Source organism: Pseudidiomarina gelatinasegens, from assembly GCF_004025325.1.
GTDB classification, from domain to species: Bacteria; Pseudomonadota; Gammaproteobacteria; order Enterobacterales; family Alteromonadaceae; genus Pseudidiomarina; species Pseudidiomarina gelatinasegens.
The window spans coordinates 383224-403265 of record NZ_RSFE01000002.1; the positions used below are offsets into that span (position 1 = coordinate 383224).

Here is a 20042-nt window from a genome sequence, read left to right on the forward strand (position 1 = left end):
CTGAACGTCGCTTTTGTGAACAAATCAGGTAAGAAATGCACAATTACCGATGCAAAATGCGACGAACGACATGCGCGCCTGAAAAACTTTACACGCCCTGTAAACTAACTATATAACCAACTGTTTTTATTGACTATTTAAAATTAGAGCCAATTTTTAAGCAATCTCTAAATCAGCCCGAATAGCCCACCATTAATGATAACTCACACAGTTTCCCACAAGGTTATCCACAGATTTAGTGGATAAGATTGTCTAGCCATTGAAACACGTGCGATTGGGGGGCATGTGGATAACCAAGGACAAACTAGCTATATATCAAATGCAATACTTGCATTCATTCCAAATACTTGACTTTAATTTTTTTCAACGGTTTGAGCACAAAACAAGCAAACAGCATTTTTTAGTATTGACAGAGGCCGCAACCGCCTTTAACATTCGCACCCGTTGTCGGATGTGTTCCCCAGTAGCTCAGTTGGTTAGAGCGGTGGACTGTTAATCCATGTGTCGTTGGTTCGAATCCAACCTGGGGAGCCAAGACATCCAACAACGTTCCCTTTATATATACGGTTATACCTCATAGAATTCCCCAGTAGCTCAGTTGGTTAGAGCGGTGGACTGTTAATCCATGTGTCGTTGGTTCGAATCCAACCTGGGGAGCCATTCTATAGAAACGCTCCTAGTAACTTCTTAAGCATTCCATATAGTCTTCAAACTCAGAACGCTGCCACAATCTTGCACTAAGCTCGTGCACAGGTTCCTGCGCGCCATTATGCAACCATTCAGCCACTGCTTGCGCCACATTAGGCCAATGACAGGTGTTTGCCATGCCGTGCTCAAGAAATTCCGCAACCGCTCCTTGATCTAACTTCCACATAACTTGAGCTAAACGTGAACGTTGCAGGCATTGCGCATTAGCGGTTTGTTCAAATTGCCCAGTTAACGGCTTAACCAATATTTTCTTACCAGCAGCCAGCGCTTCGCTGGACGTTTCAAACCCAGCATTACTGATAATACCTTCTGCGCGTGCTACGGCTTCGGCAAAACCAATTCGCGATGGCGCATGATAATGAATATGCCCAACCTGCTGCCGCTCAGCTTGAGGATGAAACACATGAAAGGTAACGCCATCAAATGGCTTTAACAGCTCGTGAATCGCTGCCAGCGGCTCGAACGGCAAGTACACCACATAATGCCCTGGCTGCATGGTTTGCGTGCGACCTCGTTGATGAATAATCGGCGGCAAAATATGCGACGCATCATCAAACCAATGCATGCCCACCGGTCTGTCAGTTGGCGCAAACCAACGCAACATTTGCCGTTGCGCCAGCGAAATAGGCAGGCTTGGGGTGGGTTTGTAAAACGCATACTGACGCCCTAACCCAATCACCTGCTTGCGCTGTAAACGCCCCGCCCATGCAGTAATGGGCTCGTAGTCGCTTACCACTAAGTCATATTCACTCAGGTCGAGCGCCTTAACATCATGCCAAAACTGCCCCCACTGATTTCTACGCAAGGTTTCCGGCACATTCACGCGGCCTTGTTCCACCACAAACGAGAGGCCTTGGCGCCATTGCCAGTCACCGAACGCATCCATATCAAACAATTGATTGCGATCACGGCCAGAAATCAAAAACTGTGTGTGAACATCTGGGTACATTGAAAGTGCCTCAGCTAACGCTGAACAGCGGCTTAAATGACCATTCCCGGTGCCTTGTACGCCAATTAGAATACGCATACTTCCTCCATTACTACCTTCTTTATAAACAGCAGCCGTTAGCCAGTTACCGCTAACGCATACCAACTAATACCCAAACCCAGTGTGGCACCCGCGAAAATATCGCCAGGATAATGAACGCCCAGTAACACCCGCGAAACACCAACAGCGCTTGCCCAACCGAACAACAGCAACGCCCAGCTCGGGAAAAACGCGCTCATAATTCCGGCAAACAAGAACGCAGCCGTGGTGTGTCCAGACGGGAAGCTAAATTGATCGTGCGCGAGAATAATCGAATTAAAATGCGGGTTTTTTTGATACGGCCGTTGCCGTTTAAGCAACCGCTTTAGCAATGTAAATAAAGGTATTTCCAGCGCGAAACCAACCACTAAGGTGGTTATTAGCGGTATGCTCTCAGCGCCGTGCAGGCTTGCAATCAATAATGCAATAACTGCATAACTGTAGCCATCGCCCGAACGCGACACCCACCGCACCACCTGATGCCTACATAACCGTTGCAGACGCCGATTCAGCCAGCTAAATGTTCGCTGATCAAATTGACTTACTTTAAACAACCATTTGGCCATAAAAGCTGTCATAACTCGGTGCCTCACGTGGCTTGCCGGTGCTGGCTTGGTTGAAATTTAGCCAACAGGCGTAACAGCGACATGACAGATTTATGAATATTCAGTGACAAACTTGAATAACACTACAGTTCATCGGTTGTTTCAAAGCGCTAAACATTCGATAATAGTACCCATCAAACGCAATTGGACGGATATTCCCATGGGTGACTACTTGCTGCTGTTGGTGGCAACGGTATTAGTCAACAATTTTGTATTGGTTAAGTTTCTCGGGCTGTGCCCGTTTATGGGCGTTTCGAATAAGCTCGAGACGGCTATTGGCATGTCTGCGGCGACAACTTTTGTGCTCACGCTGGCATCCGTATCCAGCTACCTGGTTAATCAATATATCTTGGCGCCGCTTGATCTGATGGCGCTGCAAACGCTGAGCTTTATTCTGGTAATCGCCGTGGTGGTGCAATTCACCGAAATGGTGGTGCATAAAACCAGCCCAACGCTGTATCGCTTGCTCGGTATTTTCTTGCCCTTAATTACCACCAATTGCGCGGTTCTCGGTGTTGCCCTGCTGAACATTAATGAACAACATAATTTCGTTGAATCTATTGTGTACGGGTTCGGCGCTGCCATCGGCTTCTCGCTGGTATTGATTTTATTCTCAGCCTTACGTGAGCGTCTCGCCGCCGCCGATGTACCCATTCCCTTTAAAGGCGCAGCAGTGGCAATGATCACTGCAGGCCTCATGTCATTAGCCTTTATGGGCTTTAGCGGGCTGGTGACAACAGCATGACGTTAATTACCGCACTGAGTGTATTGGGCGTACTTGCCCTGATATTTGGCTTAATACTCGGCTTTGCCGCGGTACGTTTTCGCGTGGAAAGCGACCCCATCGTTGATCAAATAGACGCCCTGCTGCCGCAAACGCAATGTGGCCAATGTGGCTATCCCGGCTGTCGGCCATACGCTGAGGCTATTGCGAACGGCGATGACATTAATAAGTGCCCGCCCGGCGGTGAAACCACCATTAAGAACTTGTCTGAGCTGATGGGCGTTGAAGCCAAACCACTTGACGCAGCACATGGCCAAGAAGACGTTAAAAAAGTCGCGGTGATTCGTGAAGACGAATGCATTGGCTGCACTAAATGCATTCAAGCCTGCCCAGTGGATGCCATTCTCGGTGCTGCAAAACAGATGCATACCGTTATTGCGCATGAATGTACCGGTTGTGATCTGTGCGTAGAGCCATGCCCTGTTGACTGCATCGACATGGTGCCAGTGCCTGTGCGCCCTGAAAATTGGCAGTGGGATTTACAACAAATTCCAGTTCGTGTGGTGGAGTCGTCAAACTAATGTCAGCAGCAACCAAAGCGATAGAAGCAGGCCACATTTGGACGTTCCCTGGCGGTATCCACCCGCCGGAGCGCAAAGAACTGTCCAACCAATCGGCAATTCGTCAGTTGCCTTTGGCACCACATTATCATGTACCGGTTAAACAGCACTCTGGTGCCCCCGGCGATTTGCTGGTGCAAGTGGGCGATAAAGTAAAAGCAGGCCAAGCGCTTACTCAGGTTGGCGTGAACAACGGCCTGCCGGTACACGCCCCTACCTCAGGCACAGTCACGGCCATTGGCGCCGGCATTATTGCTCACCCATCAGGGCTGGCCGACACCATCATTACCATTACGGCCGACGGTGACGATAGCGCCACAACCTTAGCGCCCATCGCCGATTACACTGCGGTAAGCCGTGCTGAACTATTGGAGCGCATTAAACAAGCCGGTATCGCTGGTTTGGGTGGCGCTGGCTTCCCTACCGCGCAGAAACTTGCGCTGCAGCGGCCACTGGATTACCTGATCATCAATGGCGTGGAATGCGAACCCTACATTAGTGCTGACGACCGCCTAATGCGTGAACATGCACAAACCATCATTGACGGCACCGAAATTCTGCTGCATTTGGCCGCTTGCGAAAAAGCACTGATAGCGATTGAAGCCAATAAACCTGAAGCCATTAGCGCGTTTGAGGCCTTGCTACACGAGCATCCAAAACTTGCGCTGCGCGTGGTACCGGTTAAATACCCTTCTGGGGGCGAAAAGCAGCTGATTCAGTTGCTCACCGGTCGCCAAGTGCCAAGTCGCGGCTTGCCCATTGATGTGGGCTTGGTCATGCAAAACGTGGGAACCGCCTACGCTGTGGCGCAAGCCGTGGTGCAAGGCAAACCACTCATTGAGCGCGTGGTAACCGTAACCGGCGAGAACGTTGAGCAACCCGGTAACTATTGGGTTCGCCTTGGCACGCCGGTCGACTACTTATTAGAACAATGCGGCTTCAAACCTGAACCCGAGCAACGGGTTATTATGGGTGGCCCCATGATGGGCTTCACGCTGGCCGATCTCAGTGTGCCGGTGGTGAAAATCACCAACTGTATTTTAGTACCCAGCAGCCAAGAACTGGCCCCAGCGCAAGACGAAATGGCCTGCATTCGTTGCGGCGCGTGCGCGGATGTATGCCCTGCACAACTGCTGCCCCAACAAATGGTATGGCTCGCCAAAGCCAAAGACTACGATGGCTTAGAAAAGCAAAACCTGTTTGACTGCATTGAATGCGGAGCCTGTGCCTATGTGTGCCCAAGCGAGATCCCATTGGTGCACTACTACCGCAAAGCCAAAGCAGAGATTCGTAATATTGCCCGCGAAAAAGCCAAAGCAGAAGTGGCTCGGGAACGTTTTGAGGCGCGCCAAGAGCGCTTGGAACGTGAAAAAGAAGAACGCTTAGAACGCCACCGTAAAGCTGCTGAAGCCCGCAAAAAAGCGCAAGCCGAAGCCGTTGAAAAAGGTGGTGACAATCCGCAAGACGCCGTGCAAGCAGCCATTGCCCGAGCCAAAGCGCGTAAAGCAGCACAAGCCGCGGCAGCGGCCGACAAAAAAACCGAAGGTGACGACGCATGACCTTTAAAATAGCGGCCTCGCCCCACGCTCATCAACGCCGTACCACGCAGCAAGTCATGCGCTGGGTGTACGTAGCCCTGATACCGGGCGTGTTGCTACAAACCTACTTTTTCGGCGTGGGCGTATACATACAACTGGCGCTTGCGCTACTTACCGCATGGGTAGCCGAAGGCCTCGCCATGCGCCTGCGTGGTCGCCCAATTGGCCATGCGTGGCAAGACCACACAGCCATTGTTACCGCCGTATTGCTGGCAATTAGTATTCCCGCGCTGGCCCCGTGGTGGATTATTGTTATTGGTACCGCATTTTCCATTATTGTGGTGAAACACGTGTACGGCGGCGTTGGGCAAAACCTGTTTAACCCTGCCATGGCCGGCTACGTGTTGCTGCTGGTGTCGTTTCCGGTGCAAATGACGAGTTGGCCGGTACCAAATGAACTGGCCCAATTGCAGGTAACCATCAGCGATACCGCACAGCTTATTTTTAGCGGCTTTACCAATAGCGGTTACAACCTTGAGCAGCTGCGCATGGGCGTTGATGGCGTGACCATGGCAACCCCGCTGGATAGCTTACGCAATGACTTAAATCACCAACTCACCCTAACCGAGGCGCTCAACAAGCCTATTTTCGGTGGGTTAGCCGGTATTGGCTGGGCCTGGATCAACATCGCTTTTTTATTGGGCGGTTTAGTCTTGATCAAACAGAAAATTATCAGCTGGCACATTCCTGGCGGCATGTTAGTTGGCCTGCTGGTGCCAGCCGCCGTGTACTGGATGTTTAACCCCGATCAAGCCATTACCCCAATGCTGCACGCACTAAGTGGCGCAACCATGCTCGGGGCATTTTTCATCGCCACCGACCCCGTTACCGCAGCCACCTCAAATAAAGGCCGCTGGGTATTTGGTTTGTTCATTGGTTTCCTCGTGTTTGTGATACGCACCTGGGGTGGTTACCCCGATGCGGTGGCCTTCGCGGTATTGCTGGCCAACATGACCGTGCCGGTAATTGATAAATACACCCAACCGGTTGCCTATGGCCACGGAGGTCGCTCATGATGTTCAAAAGTATGCAGCGCAATGGCCTTATTCTCGCGGCCTTTGCTATCGTCGCGACCTTGCTGGTGGTCATGACCTCTATGCTCACCAAAGAGCCCATTGCCCGCCAACAGGAACAAGAGCTGCTGCGCGTGCTGAATCAGGTTATTCCACCTGAATTGCACGACAATGACCTGTATCAAAGCTGCACTTTGATAAGCAATAGCGAGTTAGGCTCACAACCGCGCCGCGTATACCGCGCCTATGTGAACAATCAACCAACCGCTGCTGCCGTTGAAGTAACCGCACCGAACGGCTACAGCGGCGCCATTCATTTATTGGTTGCCCTGAATGCTGATGCGTCCATTGCTGGGGTACGCACACTGAAGCACCAAGAAACCCCTGGGCTTGGTGACAAAATTGAAATTCGTAAAAACGACTGGATAACCCGCTTTAACGGCCAACGTGTGAACGGCGAAGACGATCAACGATGGGCGGTTAAACGCGATGGCGGCATGTTTGATCAATTTACCGGCGCCACCATTACCCCACGCGCGGTGGTGCAAGCAGTAAAACGTGCCGCGCTGGTGTTTGATAAGAATCAGCAGCAATGGTTTAACGCGCCTGAAAACTGCCACGCAGACCAGACGGGAGGCAGCAATTATGAGTAACCCTGTGAACACCTATAAAGAGCTCACATGGCAAGGGCTGTGGAATAACAATCCCGCGCTGGTGCAACTGCTGGGCCTATGCCCGCTGCTGGCCGTTACCGCCACCGTCACCAACGCCTTAGGCCTTGGCCTGGCCACCTTATTGGTGTTGGTTGGTTCGAACATTACGGTAAGTTTAGTGCGTGATTTTGTCCCGAAAGAAATCCGTATTCCGGTGTTCGTGATGGTTATCGCCACCTTCGTTACCGTGATTCAATTGCTGATGAACGCCTACGTGTACGGCTTGTATCAATCGCTGGGTATCTTTATTCCGCTGATTGTGACCAACTGCGCCATTATCGGCCGCGCCGAGGCCTATGCCTCGAAAAATCCGTGGCATCACTCGGCATTTGATGGTTTGATGATGGGTATTGGTTTTACCTTGGTACTGGTGCTGCTAGGCGGCATCCGCGAAGTGCTCGGTAACGGTACTTTATTTGACGGCGCCAACCTACTACTGGGCGACTGGGCTGCCAGCTTACGCATTGAACTGTTTCGCGTAGACTACCCGCTGTTGCTGGCCATATTGCCGCCGGGTGCCTTTATTGTCATGGGCTTTATCATTGCCGGCAAAAACTGGGTCGACAATTACCGCGCTGCCCACGCCGAGAAGCCTGAGAAACACGTGACCCGTGCGCGCGTCACGTCGCAATAAATTAAAACGAGACCATGAACAAACAAAAACGCATTGAAATTTTAGAACGCCTGCGGGCCAACAACCCGAACCCAACCACCGAGTTGGAATACAACTCAACCTTCGAGTTGTTAATTGCTGTGTTGCTATCGGCACAGGCCACCGATGTCGGCGTCAATAAAGCAACGCGCAAACTGTTCCCAGCAGCACCTACCCCACAAGCCATGCTTGATTTAGGCGTTGATGGGGTAAAAGAACACATTAAAACCATCGGCCTGTTCAATGCGAAAGCCGAAAACGTCATCAAAACCTGCGAAATACTGGTGCGCGACTACAATGGTGAAGTGCCTGAAGACAGGCCCGCATTAGAAGCCCTGCCCGGCGTAGGTCGTAAAACAGCGAACGTGGTGCTGAACACCGCGTTCGGTTGGCCAACCATTGCGGTTGATACCCATATTTTCCGGGTCAGCAATCGCACCAAGTTTGCCCCCGGCAAAACCGTACGTGCCGTGGAAGACCGCTTAGAAAAAGTCATTCCAGCGGAGTTTAAAGTTGATGCACACCACTGGTTCATTTTACACGGCCGCTACACCTGCATTGCACGCAAACCTCGGTGCGGCAGCTGTATTATTGAAGACCTGTGTGAATTTAAAGAAAAAACATCCGATGATTAGGAGCGTCTAATGCGTTTACTACACACCATGCTGCGCGTCGGCGACATGCAGCGTTCAATTGATTTTTATACCAAAAACTTAGGTATGAAACTGCTACGCACCGCGGATAACGAAGAATATAAATACTCACTGGCGTTTGTCGGCTATGGCGACGAAGCGGACCATACGGTGCTTGAACTCACCTACAACTGGGACGTGAGCGAATACGAACACGGCGGTGCCTTTGGTCATATCGCCATTGGCGTTGAAGACATTTACGCCACCTGTGATGTGCTGAAAAAAGCCGGTGCTGACGTATACCGCGAACCCGGCCCGGTAAAAGGCGGTAAAACCGTTATCGCTTTTGTACGTGACCCAGACGGCTACGCCATTGAGCTGATTGAGCGCAGCGCCAAAAACCCTGGAGATTTATGAGCAGCGAAACAGCACAAGAGCTCATGAAAAAACGCTTCCGCGGCTACATGCCGGTGGTCATTGATGTTGAAACCGCAGGTTTCAACTCAAAAACTGACGCCCTGCTTGAAATTGCCGCGGTAACACTACGTTTTAACGAAGACGGCGATTTAGTGCCAGATGAAACTCTGCACTACCATGTTGAGCCATTTGAAGGCGCCAACATAGAGCAAGCCGCAATTGACTTTAATGGCATCGACCCGCATTCGCCGTTACGTGGTGCCATTGATGAAGGTACTGCCCTAAAGGAAATGTTCAAACCCATTCGTAAGGCGCAAAAAGACGCCGGCTGCCAACGCTGTATTTTAGTGGGCCACAACGCCACCTTTGATCACGGTTTTGTTATGGCTGCCGCCGAACGGGCTAACCTGAAGCGCAACCCCTTTCACCCGTTTGTTACCTTCGACACCGCAGCACTCGCCGCGGTGTTTTTAGGCCAAACGGTGTTGATAAAAGCCTGCCAAGCCGCAGGCATTGAGTTTGACAACAACCAAGCGCACTCGGCAATTTACGACACCGAACGCACGGCCGAGCTGTTTTGTTACATGGTGAATCGGTACAAAACCCTCGGCGGCTGGCCATTGAAGTAATCGTTTTTCGTCCGTTCGCTTCGCTCACTATTCGTTGTTCGTTCGCGCTTTGCGCTGTTCGAATAGCGTAGCGGACGAACAGCGAAGCGTACGAAACACGAATAACCAATAACGAACTTTACGAGATGACAATGAACAAGACATTACTTAATGCTGCTATTGCTGGCAGCTTTTTATTTTCTGCAACCGCTAACGCAGAAATCTTTTGGCAAGACATTAGCGCAACCTACTTAAATGGCAGCAACTACGAAGTTGGTGACACCGACCGTCAAGTGTTCACCTTTGAACATGCCGCGGGTTACAGCTGGGGCGATTCGTTCTTGTTTGTTGACCGTCTTGATTCAGACGATGGTTTCACCGAAACCTACGCAGAAATTTCGCCACGTTTTAAAGTGTACGACTTTGCCGAAGACAGCTTGATTAAAGCCGCCTATGTGGCCACCACTTGGGAAGTTGGTCAAGGCTTCGATAACTACCTTGTTGGTGTCGGAACTGACCTAAATGTAACCGGATTCGATTACATTCAGCTTAATGCTTATCGTCGTAGCAACGAATTCTACGAAAGTAACTACCAGCTGACCGCAGTTTGGGGCATTCCTTTTGCTGAAAACTTTTATTACGATGGTTTCTTAGACTGGTCATCGGCCAGCGAAGGTCACGCTGCAGAAATGAACTTCACCTCGCAGCTGAAGTACAACATTGGCCCAATGGTCGGCTACGACAACCGCTTATACGTAGGTGTTGAATACGCACACTGGAACAACAAATTCGGCATTAGCGGAATTGACGAACGTAACCTAAATTTATTGGTGAAGATTCACCTTTAATAATAACAAAAAAGGAATTTCACCATGGCTTGGCAACAACGCATTCCACACATACTTGCTGTAATCATTGTTGCCACCATGGTGTGGTCGTTTATCAACCCGTACGACATGCGCGTATGGTGGGCTGAAATGACGCCTATTTTGGCCATCTTTATCGGCCTTGTTGCCACCTATCGTAACTTCCAATTCAGTAATACCAGCTATGTGCTGATGAGCGTTTTACTCATCATGCACACCATTGGCGCACATTACACCTTTGCACGTGTTCCTTTTGAATGGATCACCGAGCTATTTGATTTCGAACGGAATCATTACGACCGAATTGCGCACTTTAGCGTAGGGTTTTATGCCTACGCCGCCGCAGAATTACTCGTGCGAAAAAACTGGGCGCGCCCTTTTACTGCCATGCTGTTTGGGCTGTTTTTTATCATGGCGATTGCCGCCGCCTACGAAATTATCGAATGGCAGTTTGCTGTGATTGAAGGCGGCGAAGCCGGCATTGAATTTCTTGGCTCACAAGGCGATGAATGGGACGCTCAAAAAGACATGCTAGCCGACACGCTAGGCGCCTTGGCCGCACTGGTGCTGTTTTGGTTCTCCAAATACAGACGCCAGCCCTGATTTATATTTATTGCTCTCTTTTTTGTGTATTGCCTTGAAAATTAAATTTAAAGAACTATTTTAAGAGCTGGGATGTACGCCGTGCGGCATCTCGTGATGATGTTAGCTGAGTGCTGCGTCCACCGCCTCTAGTTCATGACTAATGCGGACTTTCCAAACTTACAATGGAGGGCCGCATATGTGCTCGAAAACGATTCAGAAAAACCGTAAACAATCCGCAGAAATTCAATCAAACAGATGCTTTTATTGCAATTTCCCAATATGGCATCAGACAAATAAGCAACAGTTTATTCAACGCTATAACCTAACACCCAAGCAAGCTAAGTGGTTGCAGTGTACCGCCGAACATCTCACCGCACGATGCGATGGCGGCGATAATCGTCAAGAGAATATCGTTGCTGCTTGCAGATATTGCAACCAAAAACGCCACCAATATACGGCTCCACCAGCACCTGACGCCTATCGTTCTTTAGTCACCAAGCGCGTATCAAAAAATAAATGGTTTCCAAACTCACTCGCGGAGCGACTTACCTCTTCTCACAATAGCCCTCACAACAAGAATGTTAGCAATTAGTTATCAACAGCTGCTATGCTCAGTTCACGCTAACCATGAAAACTTCAAGGAAGATTAATTATGAAACCTTTTTATTTCACGCTTGTACTGATGCTTGCAGCGCCGCTAGCGGCCGAAGAGTTATCTAAAGAGGACTATTTAAAGGAGATAAATAAGGCGTTTAGTCGGTTTTATGAAGCCACGAATGGAAAAACTTTGAGTGCTCGCATAGAAGCGCTAGAAGAGCTGTCTGTTGAGTACAAAGATAATCAAGCAGTGCTGGATGTACTGCTACAAGAACGTGGTTTTGCCTTTTCATTTATGGGTAATCACCAGCAAGCTTTGTACGCCTTTGATCAGCGTCAACGCAACTCGGAAGAACTAAACACCGCCGTAAAAGAGTTGGAAATGCGCGACGCTGTTAAAGCGATTTCTCAAGCGGCGGATAGTTATCAAGTGGTGATGATCAACGAGGCACACCATGTAACTCAGCACCGCGTTCTAACCTATCGATTGTTAAAGCGTTTATGGGATAAAGGTTTTAGATATTTAGCTTTAGAAGGGCTCGCACAAGACGCTGAAGACAAGCTTTCCAAAAGCTATGTCCATGAAACGTCAGGTTACTTTACTAACGAACCTCTTTTTGCCAATTTAGTGCTCTACGCACGTCAACTTGGATTCCAGCTCGTTTCATATGATTACGGGTCTGACATTGGTACCGGAACTGAAGCTCGTGAACGCAGTGCCGTGAAGAACCTTCGTGAAAAAGTATTCGATAATGAACCCGATGCCAAGATGGTGATTCATGTCGGGTATAGTCATATCAACGAAGACGGATGGCTCGCGCATTACCTAAAAGAAGCCCTACAACTTGACCCGTTAACCGTTAATCAAACCGACTTTACCGAACGCAGTCACAAGCGACACGAGCCTGAAAGTTATACTTGGCTTATTGAAAATCATGACTTCGACACCCCAGTTGTACTAACTGACAACGAAGGTGCTTTTTGGTCTCCCACTCCCGAAGAATACGACGTAACTGTGGTTTGGCCGCGAACTGAATACAGTTTAAACCGACCCAATTGGGCGCGGCTGGACCAAGAATTAATACCCGTCAATCTTGATTGGTGTGAGCTGAATTTCCCCTGCGCGGTTGAAGTTTATCGCATGGGCGAGGAAGAAGAAGTGCCCGCAGACCGAATTATCATTACCGAATCGAGCACGCCAATCGGCATTTTTATCTCGGAATCCAGCCAGTTGGTTAAAGTAACCGATAGCCAGGGTAACCTAATAAATACGGTAACGGTTCCACTAAAGGAGTCTGATTGATGACACACGAAAAAATCAATTACATTGAATTACCTGCTCGCGATATTGAAGCCACAAAGGCGTTTTTTACCGACTCCTTCGGGTGGACCTTTGTGGATTACGGACCGGATTACGCTGCTATAGAAAACGCTGGATTAGACGGTGGGTTTTACCGATCAGACTTAGTTGCCTCAACAACTACCGGTAGTGCTTTAATAGTCCTCTATAGCAAAGCCCTAGAGGCGAGCCAAACACGCGTTGAAGAAACTGGCGGCAAAATTATCAAAGCCATTTTTGACTTCCCCGGCGGCCGACGCTTCCATTTCACCTGCCCCAGCGGCAATGAGTATGCTGTTTGGTCGGATGTCAGGTAATGGCTGGTTTGTGCCAATTGCGGACGCTAGCACCTCATGATATTAATTGTTAGAGGCACCAACAGTAAAATACGATCACTTCCCAAGGTTTCACTTAGGTAACTCTATGTGCACTTCAAGCCCCGTGGGATATGAGTTGTTGAATGAAATTTTCCCATGGTGCAGTTGCACTATCTTTTGTGTAATCGACAGGCCTAAACCAGCGCCTGATACAGCACTATGCTCTTGAAGTCGATAGAAGCGCTCCCCCAACCGCTCAAGTGTTTCTTTAGGGACACCCTTGCCTTCATCAGCAACCTTGATAATGACTCTGTTAGCAGTCTCGAGCGCGACTACCTGTATTTTCGAACCTTTCGGCGAAAATTTCATTGCATTGGACAACAGGTTGGTTAAAACACTAACGATAAGAGTTTCGTCACAAATTATTCGAATAGAGGAAACATCAATGTGCCATTGGTGATTTTCCACTTTATTGATTGGTAAGTGATTTAGCGCTAAGGAGACCAACTTACTGATTTCAACTTCCTCAAACTTTGAGGTAAAGTTTAGGCTATCAAGCCGGTTCAACAACAACAGTTGATTAACAAGGCGTGACATTCGCTTCACGGAGTTAAAAATGGACCTGCCAGAGTGCTTGGCATCGTCAAGTGAATCAGCTGAAATGACATTTTCGGCGTGTACTTGGATTGCGCTTAACGGTGTGCGCAGTTCGTGAGAAGCATCAGCGACAAACCGCTTTTCGCGTTCCGAGTACATTTTAATTTGATGCAACAACCGATTGAGTGCTTGCCGGATCGGAACCAACTCATTAGGCAGTTCGGACTCAACTGGCGACAAATTATTTAACTCCCTAGCTCTTAGGTCTGCAGCAAAACGGTTTACGGGTTTTAGGACAATATAAACGATGAGGAGTATTATTAGGCTAATTGGAACCCACATTAATAATAGTGGATAGAGTTGCTCTGAGGCCAAGTAGCCACTCAGCTCACCTCGAACATCCTGACGCTGAAAAGTATGAACCCATATGCCTTTGGATTCCTCGAAGTAGCTAAAGATAAACCACGTGTTTTTGTCACTCTTTAATGTATGGTAACCCGCTTCTAAACCCTTAAGGTTCAATGATTGAGCCTGGTTTGTTGAAGCCAGCAAATTACCGTCGACATTGTAAATTTGATAGCCAATCTTAGACTCGTATTTATGGCCGCTGGGACCTTTTTCTTCAGCGTAGCTATCCTCTCCGGTATCATCATATTGCGATATCGGAATTATTTGAGTGACAGACAGTTTATTTTTAGCGGGCGCATAAAACGTTGCGAGCGACTTTGCGGTCTGAGCAAGTTGCGCATCAAAAACCTCATCCAGCTCATGCAGAATATCTCTGTAACTCGCCCAAGCCGTGACGGCAAGTACAGTCACCACGGCTAAGTTGATGCCAACAACCAATGAGCGACGAAGTGACCACAGGCTCATGATGACTCATCTTGTAAGCGATAACCTAGGCCTCTTATCGTTGAGATAAGATTACCATCGATTTTCTTGCGTAAATGGTGAATGTGTACTTCTAGCGAATTACTCTCATGTTCGCCTCCCCAGCCATAGCACGCACTCGCTAATTGCTCTTTACTCACTATTTTTCCTTTATGCAGCGCTAACTGTTTCAGCAACAGCCACTCAAGCCGAGTCAAATTAATTGTTTTGTCACGAAAACGGCATTCCTGCGATGATAGGTCAATATTCAGTTGCCCACAGGTTATAATATCGTTTAAGTGTTGGTTTGCTTTGCGAACCTGCACTCGAATACGCGCTTCTAATTCGCGTAATTCAAAAGGCTTAACCACATAGTCGTTGGCGCCTTCGTTTAATGCCAGTACTTTAGTATCAATATCATCCCACGCTGTAAGTACGAGAATCGGGATTTCTTGGCCTGCTTTCCTTAACTTTTTAATCAGTGGTACGGCATTTCCATCGGGCAGTCCGAGATCAAATATTGCAAGGTCAAATTGATCTGTCCTAAGGGCGGTCTCAGCTTGAGACAAGTTTGCCGCTAGCTCAACCAGGTATCCCATTCGGCCTAGACCCTTGATTATTCCTTCAGCCAAATACTTATCATCTTCTAGGAGTAGCAAACGCATGTGCTTACCGTCCATCAGGTTTAGTTAAGTCAAGGTGTTCGTTGTAAACAGAGGCTTCAACATTAAAGTAGCCCAGGATCGTATGCGAAAAATTATCATGACTGATAGTAGCGCCCGTTTCGTGTTTACTTACATTAAATGTGTCGGATGGCCATACTATCCAGGGTATGTGACGTTGTTCTTCTGGAGCTATCCAGTTAGGCAAGCCATGCAGATAGATACCGTTATCCCCTAGTGATTCACCATGGTCAGATACATACATCATACTGCTGTCCAGTTCAGTATGGCTTTTCAATAACTTTATGACCTGACTTACAAGTTGGTCGGTGACGAGCAAACTGTTGTCATAAGCATTAGTAATTTCATCCACAGAACAATTCGACAGCTCTTGACTTTTGCATTCGGGTAAAAACCGTTTCATTTCGTTAGGCGACCGTTCGTAATAGGCAGGCCCATGACTTCCCATTTGATGAAGCACAATAATTGAGTCCTGATGCAAATTGCTTAACCAAGATTTGAGTTGTTCGAGCATATCTACATCATAGCATTCCAACTCCCCACATCGGGACTCGCTCATTTTGACGGTTTTAATTCGATTACAGACATCTTTGCAGCCAGAGTTATTTTCTATCCATGTTGCATTAATACCGGCAGTTTCTAAAACATCTAATACATTACTCGAGTTTCTAGCAACATCCGAGTAATTATCAGCTGTTAAAAAACTGAACATGCACGGCACTGAAATAGCAGTTGCCGTTCCACACGATGTAGCGCTTTTATAGCTGAATATTGGCTCTGATGTCATGAGCGCATTCAGTGAAGGCGTTGTCAGCCGAGCATAGTTATTGATTGAAAAATGGTCCGCACGCGCTGTCTCACCCAAAACGATTACCATGACTCTCGGTTTTTCAGACGTACTTACCTGAAAGGCATCTTGCCCTAATCTTATAAATTGAGTTGGGGTCTCTAATTTTCGTTTCAAAGCCGAGACGGTTGCTGATATGACGTTGAAAGGAGCGACTCTGTACTTCACATCTCGATGGTTGCGAAATAAAGAAGCGAAGTCGTCATAACTGGTGTAAGCGATACCGACCGCTAATACTGAAAAGCAAGTCGCCGCTGCAATGCCTTGTTTTATTTTTGTTGCCGTACTGGAAGGGGGGAGTTTTATATACGCCAGCAATAACGAAGGGATAACACCAAGTGTTATGAAGGTTTCAAAAAAACTCCCAGAGAGTTGGTCGCGAGCCTCAGCCGTATCGGTCTCAATTGCATTAATTATCATATCTGCATCAATGATAATGCCATATTCCGACATGTAAAAAAGTGCAGGAGCAGCAAGAACAAACAACAATATTGCGAATGGCTTGAAAGCATTAACGCATCGGCTGATGGCGAGCGCAACAGTATAGAAAAAAGCAATGAACACCACCAGTTTGACTTGCGTGAACCCATGAACCCCGTATTCACTCAACGCACTCATAAGAGGACCCGAGTATCCAAGAGCAAGCCAAGCCGCAACGAGTATTAATAGAGCTGGAAAATTAAGCGTCAGTCGCTGCATATTGCTCACCTATATGAAAGATAAATAAAGAAACGCTCCAACAGATGAATGCTGTTGTTATGTCATCAATAAAGAAGTGTGCGCCCCGGAGCTGTTGAACACCTCCAAGTACAAAGCCGGAAGAAAGTGACAGAGTCAGCGAAGCTCTCGCAAGAAAAGGTATGCTTTTACGCCAGAAAAAGTACAGAGCAATCCAGGCAAAGCCAATACTTGAATGTCCCGAAGGGAAGCACCGACCCGACCCAAAATGAGTGTCGTTGAACGACCATAAGCTGATATATGGTTTGGCTCCTCCGTATAATTGCAAATCCCAAGGACAGTCCATACCAAGCATAGCCTTAAGGTAATTCACTAAACCAAAAGACAACAAAACCGATAAGAGTAACAATACATACCGGCGCCGCTTGCTGTCCCTTTTGGTTGGTAAGAACTGAGCCACGGTTAGGAATAGGACAAACACTACAAATGCGAGATTAAGCTTCCGTATACCGTCATGAAGAATCGTTTCAGTGATAAAATGGTGCCGTAAAGACCACTGTCCCCCTTCGAGCTGGTATAAAGTATTGGCGACCAAAAACTTAAGCTCTAAAAATTCTACGACCAGTAATAAAGCCACAAAAACCACCAAAACACGTGTCCAACGCCTCCAAACCGTCATGGACTCTAAAGCGGCCATAACACAGCTACCCAAACGACGATGAACAGACTGATAGCAATGAATACTGCAGCGGAGGCGATGTCTTTTGCTCGACCGCTGAGCTCGTGAAAGTCGGGGCCAATGCGGTCGACAACCGCTTCAATGGCGGAGTTCAGTAGCTCTGTAATAAGTAAACCAAGCAATGACATAAGCAGTAGCAACCGCTCTGAAAGCTCAAGCTCTGCTATCACTAAAACTGGCAGCAACACCAACAATAAAAGTACCTCTTGTCGAAAGGCCGCTTCAAAACGCCACGCCGCTCTAAGCCCTTTCATGGAATACTGCGTTGCGTCGATTATTCGGGCTACGCCAGTTTTCCCCGGTTTCATAGTCACCTCATTAGGAATGAAAAACTGCATAGTAAGCAGTCAATATTAAGTTCAGCTTAAGGTTTGTTTTTTAGTATTGCGTTCATTATCAGAACTGAGTTGGGCTACTAATGAGCAATACACCTTTACTAAGAGAACTGAAGCCGTCGCTATTCCAATACCGGACGCTTATAGCGGGCTTTTCGCTGGGCTTAATTATACTAAGTATTAGTCGCTTACTATTATTTATATGGCAGTTTGATCGCGTAACTGAGGCAGGAAACCTCAGTTACCTGATGTTGATGGGCCTCAGAGCAGACATCGTTCAAATGGGTTATCTAACATTACCTCTATTGCTATTCGCGCCATTATTTTTAAATCGTTGGGGTGCAAGAGCTTGGCAAAAAGTTCAAAGCATTTGGTTGATTATTGCTATCACCTATATCACGTTTATGGAGATCTCAACGCCTGCTTTTGTTATGCAATACGATTTACGGCCTAACCGTCTGTTTATTGAGTATTTAGAGTACCCCAAGGAAGTGCTAAGTACCCTTTGGGGAGGATTTAAAATCTGGTTACTTTTGACCGTGGGAGTGTTAAGTATTTGCCTGTACGGACTAATTAAGCTTGCTAAGCGACTAAACCAGGCAACTTATGGTCATAATCAATACACTGGCAGGGCGCTTATTGCTTGGCCGCTTTTGATGGTGCTTGTTTTTGCCGGCGTGCGTTCAACCTTAGCACATCGTCCTGCGAACCCCGCATTTTTTGCCGTTACATCGGATGCTTTGGTGAATAGTTTAGTTATCAGTTCGGCCTATTCGCTAGAGTACGCAATTTACAGTATGCGGCACGAGGAAAATGCCTCACGAATCTATGGAGATGCCAGCTTAGAGGAAATTCTTAACACAGTTCGAGCCCAGCCACACCTGGCAGACAAGGCATTTCCATCTGAGGAATACCCCACAGTGCACTTTAATAAAGCCTCCCGGAGCTTCGACAAACCCAAAAATATCGTCGTTATTTTGGAGGAAAGCTTAGGCGCGACTTTTGTTGAAGATCTCGGTGGTATCAATGTCACGCCAAACCTACAGCAACTTAGGAAGGAAGGGTGGTGGTTTCAGCAGCTTTACGCAACAGGCACTCGGTCAGTTCGTGGTATTGAGGCGGTTATTTCCAGCTTCTTACCCACTCCGGGAAGGAGTACAGTGAAACTATCATTGTCTCAGCAAGATTTTTATACCGCTGCTGATCTGTTGTCGCGTGAGGGATATTTCACTGAATTTCTTTATGGTGGTGAAACCCACTTTGACAACATGGGGAGCTTTTTCGCAAGTAACGGTTTCCAGTCTATTCTTGGACAGAGTGACATTGATAACCCCAAGTTTGTCGGTAGCTGGGGAGCGAGCGATGAGGACCTGTTTGACACCGCTGATAAAAGGTTTGAGAAACTAGCTAAAAAGAATACGCCCTTTTTTAGCTTGGTATTTACTTCGTCAAACCACGAACCCTTCGAGTTTCCGGACGATGAAGTCGAGCTCTATTCTACGCCCAAAAACACGGTAGAAAACGCTGTCAAATACGCTGACTTTGCGCTGGGTAAGTTTATCGACAAAGCAAAGACGAGTAATTACTGGGAAGATACGATTTTTTTGATTGTTGCTGATCACGATACGCGCGTCTATGGAAACGAATTAGTTCCCATCCAAAAGTTCCGCATCCCAGGACTCATTCTGGGAGGCTCTATTCAACCCAAAGAGATTAATGAAATTACCAGTCAGATCGACTTAATGCCCACGGTTATATCGCTTGCAGGTATATCTGCCTGGACGCCTGCGATAGGTCAGGATATTTCTAATGACACCGTGCCACCAGCTAATCGTGCGATGATGCAATTTGGTAATAACTACGCATGGATGACACCTCAAGGGGTGGCCATTTTAACTCCTGGAGAGGATAGAACCGGTCGCTATAACTTTGATGAGCGCAAATTTGTGACTGACCAAAATATCAATCAGAGGTTGCGTACTGAGGCACTAGCGCATGCATTATTGCCTTCTTGGCTATATCAACACCGAGCATATTTTGTCCCAGAGCGTTTAACTGAGCCTTCAAACGAATAGACCTTAGTTAGAAGTTAGATTAAAGGCTTTAAATTGAGCAATTGTGGGGCTGCTACTTGGGCTTTAGTTGGTCCGCTTCACGCCCTGAGACTTTCAGCAAGTTTTTTATGCCATCAATAAAGGCGATTGTCTCTCTCGTAATGCTTTTAAATATCTTGCTTCATCGTAACGTGTTTTCGTTTTCCAGCAACAGTAGA

General features: G+C 47.7%; 22 protein-coding genes and 2 tRNA genes. 17 read left to right on the top strand and 7 right to left on the bottom strand.

The window, feature by feature from the left end; genetic code table 11:
* The first annotated feature begins 457 nt into the window (after positions 1-457).
* Both EGC76_RS04105 and EGC76_RS04110 read left to right on the top strand, forming a co-directional pair.
* A tRNA-Asn gene (locus EGC76_RS04105) sits at positions 458-534 on the top strand.
* 49 nt (positions 535-583) lie between these two features.
* Positions 584-660 (top strand) — tRNA-Asn (locus tag EGC76_RS04110).
* Between the two features lie 16 nt (positions 661-676).
* Here EGC76_RS04110 and EGC76_RS04115 read toward each other — a convergent pair.
* Positions 677-1735, bottom strand: coding sequence for a glycosyltransferase family protein (locus tag EGC76_RS04115; RefSeq protein ID WP_128351742.1), 1059 nt, complete (start codon positions 1733-1735; stop codon positions 677-679).
* A 38-nt stretch (positions 1736-1773) separates the two neighbouring features.
* Entirely contained in the window at positions 1774-2313 is a 540-nt protein-coding gene (locus tag EGC76_RS04120) for a phosphatase PAP2 family protein (RefSeq protein ID WP_128351743.1), read from the bottom strand.
* 187 nt (positions 2314-2500) lie between these two features.
* On the opposite strand from EGC76_RS04120, the gene rsxA reads away from it, so the two are divergent.
* From rsxA to EGC76_RS04190, 14 genes are all read left to right on the top strand, one after another.
* Positions 2501-3085, top strand: coding sequence for an electron transport complex subunit RsxA (gene rsxA, locus EGC76_RS04125; RefSeq protein ID WP_128351744.1), 585 nt, complete (start codon positions 2501-2503; stop codon positions 3083-3085).
* Positions 3082-3645: an electron transport complex subunit RsxB gene (gene rsxB / locus EGC76_RS04130; RefSeq protein WP_128351745.1), complete on the top strand. Its 564-nt coding sequence runs from the start codon at positions 3082-3084 to the stop codon at positions 3643-3645. Before rsxA ends, rsxB begins: the two co-directional genes overlap by 4 nt.
* The gene (gene rsxC, locus EGC76_RS04135; protein WP_128351746.1) at positions 3645-5243 is read left to right on the top strand and encodes an electron transport complex subunit RsxC; all 1599 of its coding nucleotides are present in this window, start codon (positions 3645-3647) and stop codon (positions 5241-5243) included. The genes rsxB and rsxC overlap by 1 nt, the downstream gene beginning before the upstream one ends.
* Positions 5240-6298: an electron transport complex subunit RsxD gene (gene rsxD / locus EGC76_RS04140; protein ID WP_128351747.1), complete on the top strand. Its 1059-nt coding sequence runs from the start codon at positions 5240-5242 to the stop codon at positions 6296-6298. Before rsxC ends, rsxD begins: the two co-directional genes overlap by 4 nt.
* Positions 6295-6948, top strand: coding sequence for an electron transport complex subunit RsxG (gene rsxG / locus EGC76_RS04145; protein WP_128351748.1), 654 nt, complete (start codon positions 6295-6297; stop codon positions 6946-6948). The genes rsxD and rsxG overlap by 4 nt, the downstream gene beginning before the upstream one ends.
* A 4-nt stretch (positions 6949-6952) precedes the next feature.
* Positions 6953-7642, top strand: coding sequence for an electron transport complex subunit E (locus EGC76_RS04150; RefSeq protein ID WP_128351779.1), 690 nt, complete (start codon positions 6953-6955; stop codon positions 7640-7642).
* Positions 7643-7656: 14 nt separating this feature from the next.
* Positions 7657-8295 (top strand): endonuclease III, encoded by a 639-nt coding sequence (nth, locus tag EGC76_RS04155; RefSeq protein WP_128351749.1) that lies wholly within the window; start codon positions 7657-7659, stop codon positions 8293-8295.
* A gap of 9 nt (positions 8296-8304) precedes the next feature.
* Positions 8305-8709 carry a lactoylglutathione lyase gene (gene gloA / locus EGC76_RS04160; RefSeq protein ID WP_128351750.1) on the top strand — a complete coding sequence of 135 codons (405 nt, stop codon included), beginning with the start codon at positions 8305-8307 and terminating at the stop codon, positions 8707-8709.
* On the top strand, positions 8706-9338 hold the full coding sequence (gene rnt / locus EGC76_RS04165; RefSeq protein WP_128351751.1) for a ribonuclease T: 633 nt from the start codon (positions 8706-8708) through the stop codon (positions 9336-9338). Before gloA ends, rnt begins: the two co-directional genes overlap by 4 nt.
* Before the next feature lie 131 nt (positions 9339-9469).
* Complete coding sequence (locus tag EGC76_RS04170) at positions 9470-10165, top strand: DUF5020 family protein (protein WP_128351752.1); 696 nt, start codon at positions 9470-9472, stop codon at positions 10163-10165.
* A gap of 24 nt (positions 10166-10189) precedes the next feature.
* On the top strand, positions 10190-10786 hold the full coding sequence (locus EGC76_RS04175; protein WP_128351753.1) for a DUF2238 domain-containing protein: 597 nt from the start codon (positions 10190-10192) through the stop codon (positions 10784-10786).
* Positions 10787-10964: 178 nt separating this feature from the next.
* Complete coding sequence (locus EGC76_RS12065) at positions 10965-11360, top strand: HNH endonuclease (RefSeq protein ID WP_128351754.1); 396 nt, start codon at positions 10965-10967, stop codon at positions 11358-11360.
* 60 nt (positions 11361-11420) lie between these two features.
* Complete coding sequence (locus tag EGC76_RS04185) at positions 11421-12668, top strand: hypothetical protein (protein WP_128351755.1); 1248 nt, start codon at positions 11421-11423, stop codon at positions 12666-12668.
* A complete protein-coding gene (locus tag EGC76_RS04190; protein WP_128351756.1) occupies positions 12668-13021 on the top strand; it encodes a VOC family protein in 354 nt (117 codons plus the stop codon). The genes EGC76_RS04185 and EGC76_RS04190 overlap by 1 nt, the downstream gene beginning before the upstream one ends.
* 90 nt (positions 13022-13111) lie before the next feature.
* Here EGC76_RS04190 and EGC76_RS04195 read toward each other — a convergent pair whose 3' ends face one another.
* The 5 genes from EGC76_RS04195 to EGC76_RS04215 are packed head-to-tail and all read right to left on the bottom strand — an operon-like array spanning position 13112 to position 17743.
* Complete coding sequence (locus tag EGC76_RS04195) at positions 13112-14440, bottom strand: sensor histidine kinase (RefSeq protein ID WP_246013892.1); 1329 nt, start codon at positions 14438-14440, stop codon at positions 13112-13114.
* A 47-nt stretch (positions 14441-14487) separates the two neighbouring features.
* On the bottom strand, positions 14488-15153 hold the full coding sequence (locus EGC76_RS04200) for a response regulator (RefSeq protein WP_110076795.1): 666 nt from the start codon (positions 15151-15153) through the stop codon (positions 14488-14490).
* A 4-nt stretch (positions 15154-15157) separates the two neighbouring features.
* Positions 15158-16717 carry a phosphoethanolamine transferase gene (locus EGC76_RS04205; RefSeq protein WP_110076788.1) on the bottom strand — a complete coding sequence of 520 codons (1560 nt, stop codon included), beginning with the start codon at positions 16715-16717 and terminating at the stop codon, positions 15158-15160.
* Positions 16698-17393, bottom strand: a complete 696-nt coding sequence (locus EGC76_RS04210) for a phosphatase PAP2 family protein (protein ID WP_128351758.1) — start codon at positions 17391-17393, stop codon at positions 16698-16700. The genes EGC76_RS04205 and EGC76_RS04210 overlap by 20 nt, the downstream gene beginning before the upstream one ends.
* The gene (locus EGC76_RS04215; RefSeq protein ID WP_128351759.1) at positions 17381-17743 is read right to left on the bottom strand and encodes a diacylglycerol kinase; all 363 of its coding nucleotides are present in this window, start codon (positions 17741-17743) and stop codon (positions 17381-17383) included. Before EGC76_RS04215 ends, EGC76_RS04210 begins: the two co-directional genes overlap by 13 nt.
* Before the next feature lie 110 nt (positions 17744-17853).
* Between EGC76_RS04215 and EGC76_RS04220 the strand changes: the two genes are divergently transcribed.
* Positions 17854-19845: an LTA synthase family protein gene (locus EGC76_RS04220; RefSeq protein ID WP_128351760.1), complete on the top strand. Its 1992-nt coding sequence runs from the start codon at positions 17854-17856 to the stop codon at positions 19843-19845.
* The last annotated feature ends 197 nt before the right edge of the window (positions 19846-20042 follow it).

Coding starts and splice junctions, on each gene's coding strand:
- EGC76_RS04115 (WP_128351742.1), bottom strand. CDS start 1,735: ATGCGTATTCTAATTGGCGTACAAGGCACCGGGAATGGTCATTTAAGC.
- EGC76_RS04120 (WP_128351743.1), bottom strand. CDS start 2,313: ATGACAGCTTTTATGGCCAAATGGTTGTTTAAAGTAAGTCAATTTGAT.
- rsxA (WP_128351744.1), top strand. CDS start 2,501: ATGGGTGACTACTTGCTGCTGTTGGTGGCAACGGTATTAGTCAACAAT.
- rsxB (WP_128351745.1), top strand. CDS start 3,082: ATGACGTTAATTACCGCACTGAGTGTATTGGGCGTACTTGCCCTGATA.
- rsxC (WP_128351746.1), top strand. CDS start 3,645: ATGTCAGCAGCAACCAAAGCGATAGAAGCAGGCCACATTTGGACGTTC.
- rsxD (WP_128351747.1), top strand. CDS start 5,240: ATGACCTTTAAAATAGCGGCCTCGCCCCACGCTCATCAACGCCGTACC.
- rsxG (WP_128351748.1), top strand. CDS start 6,295: ATGATGTTCAAAAGTATGCAGCGCAATGGCCTTATTCTCGCGGCCTTT.
- nth (WP_128351749.1), top strand. CDS start 7,657: ATGAACAAACAAAAACGCATTGAAATTTTAGAACGCCTGCGGGCCAAC.
- gloA (WP_128351750.1), top strand. CDS start 8,305: ATGCGTTTACTACACACCATGCTGCGCGTCGGCGACATGCAGCGTTCA.
- rnt (WP_128351751.1), top strand. CDS start 8,706: ATGAGCAGCGAAACAGCACAAGAGCTCATGAAAAAACGCTTCCGCGGC.
- EGC76_RS04170 (WP_128351752.1), top strand. CDS start 9,470: ATGAACAAGACATTACTTAATGCTGCTATTGCTGGCAGCTTTTTATTT.
- EGC76_RS04175 (WP_128351753.1), top strand. CDS start 10,190: ATGGCTTGGCAACAACGCATTCCACACATACTTGCTGTAATCATTGTT.
- EGC76_RS12065 (WP_128351754.1), top strand. CDS start 10,965: ATGTGCTCGAAAACGATTCAGAAAAACCGTAAACAATCCGCAGAAATT.
- EGC76_RS04185 (WP_128351755.1), top strand. CDS start 11,421: ATGAAACCTTTTTATTTCACGCTTGTACTGATGCTTGCAGCGCCGCTA.
- EGC76_RS04190 (WP_128351756.1), top strand. CDS start 12,668: ATGACACACGAAAAAATCAATTACATTGAATTACCTGCTCGCGATATT.
- EGC76_RS04200 (WP_110076795.1), bottom strand. CDS start 15,153: ATGCGTTTGCTACTCCTAGAAGATGATAAGTATTTGGCTGAAGGAATA.
- EGC76_RS04205 (WP_110076788.1), bottom strand. CDS start 16,717: ATGCAGCGACTGACGCTTAATTTTCCAGCTCTATTAATACTCGTTGCG.
- EGC76_RS04210 (WP_128351758.1), bottom strand. CDS start 17,393: ATGGCCGCTTTAGAGTCCATGACGGTTTGGAGGCGTTGGACACGTGTT.
- EGC76_RS04215 (WP_128351759.1), bottom strand. CDS start 17,743: ATGAAACCGGGGAAAACTGGCGTAGCCCGAATAATCGACGCAACGCAG.
- EGC76_RS04220 (WP_128351760.1), top strand. CDS start 17,854: ATGAGCAATACACCTTTACTAAGAGAACTGAAGCCGTCGCTATTCCAA.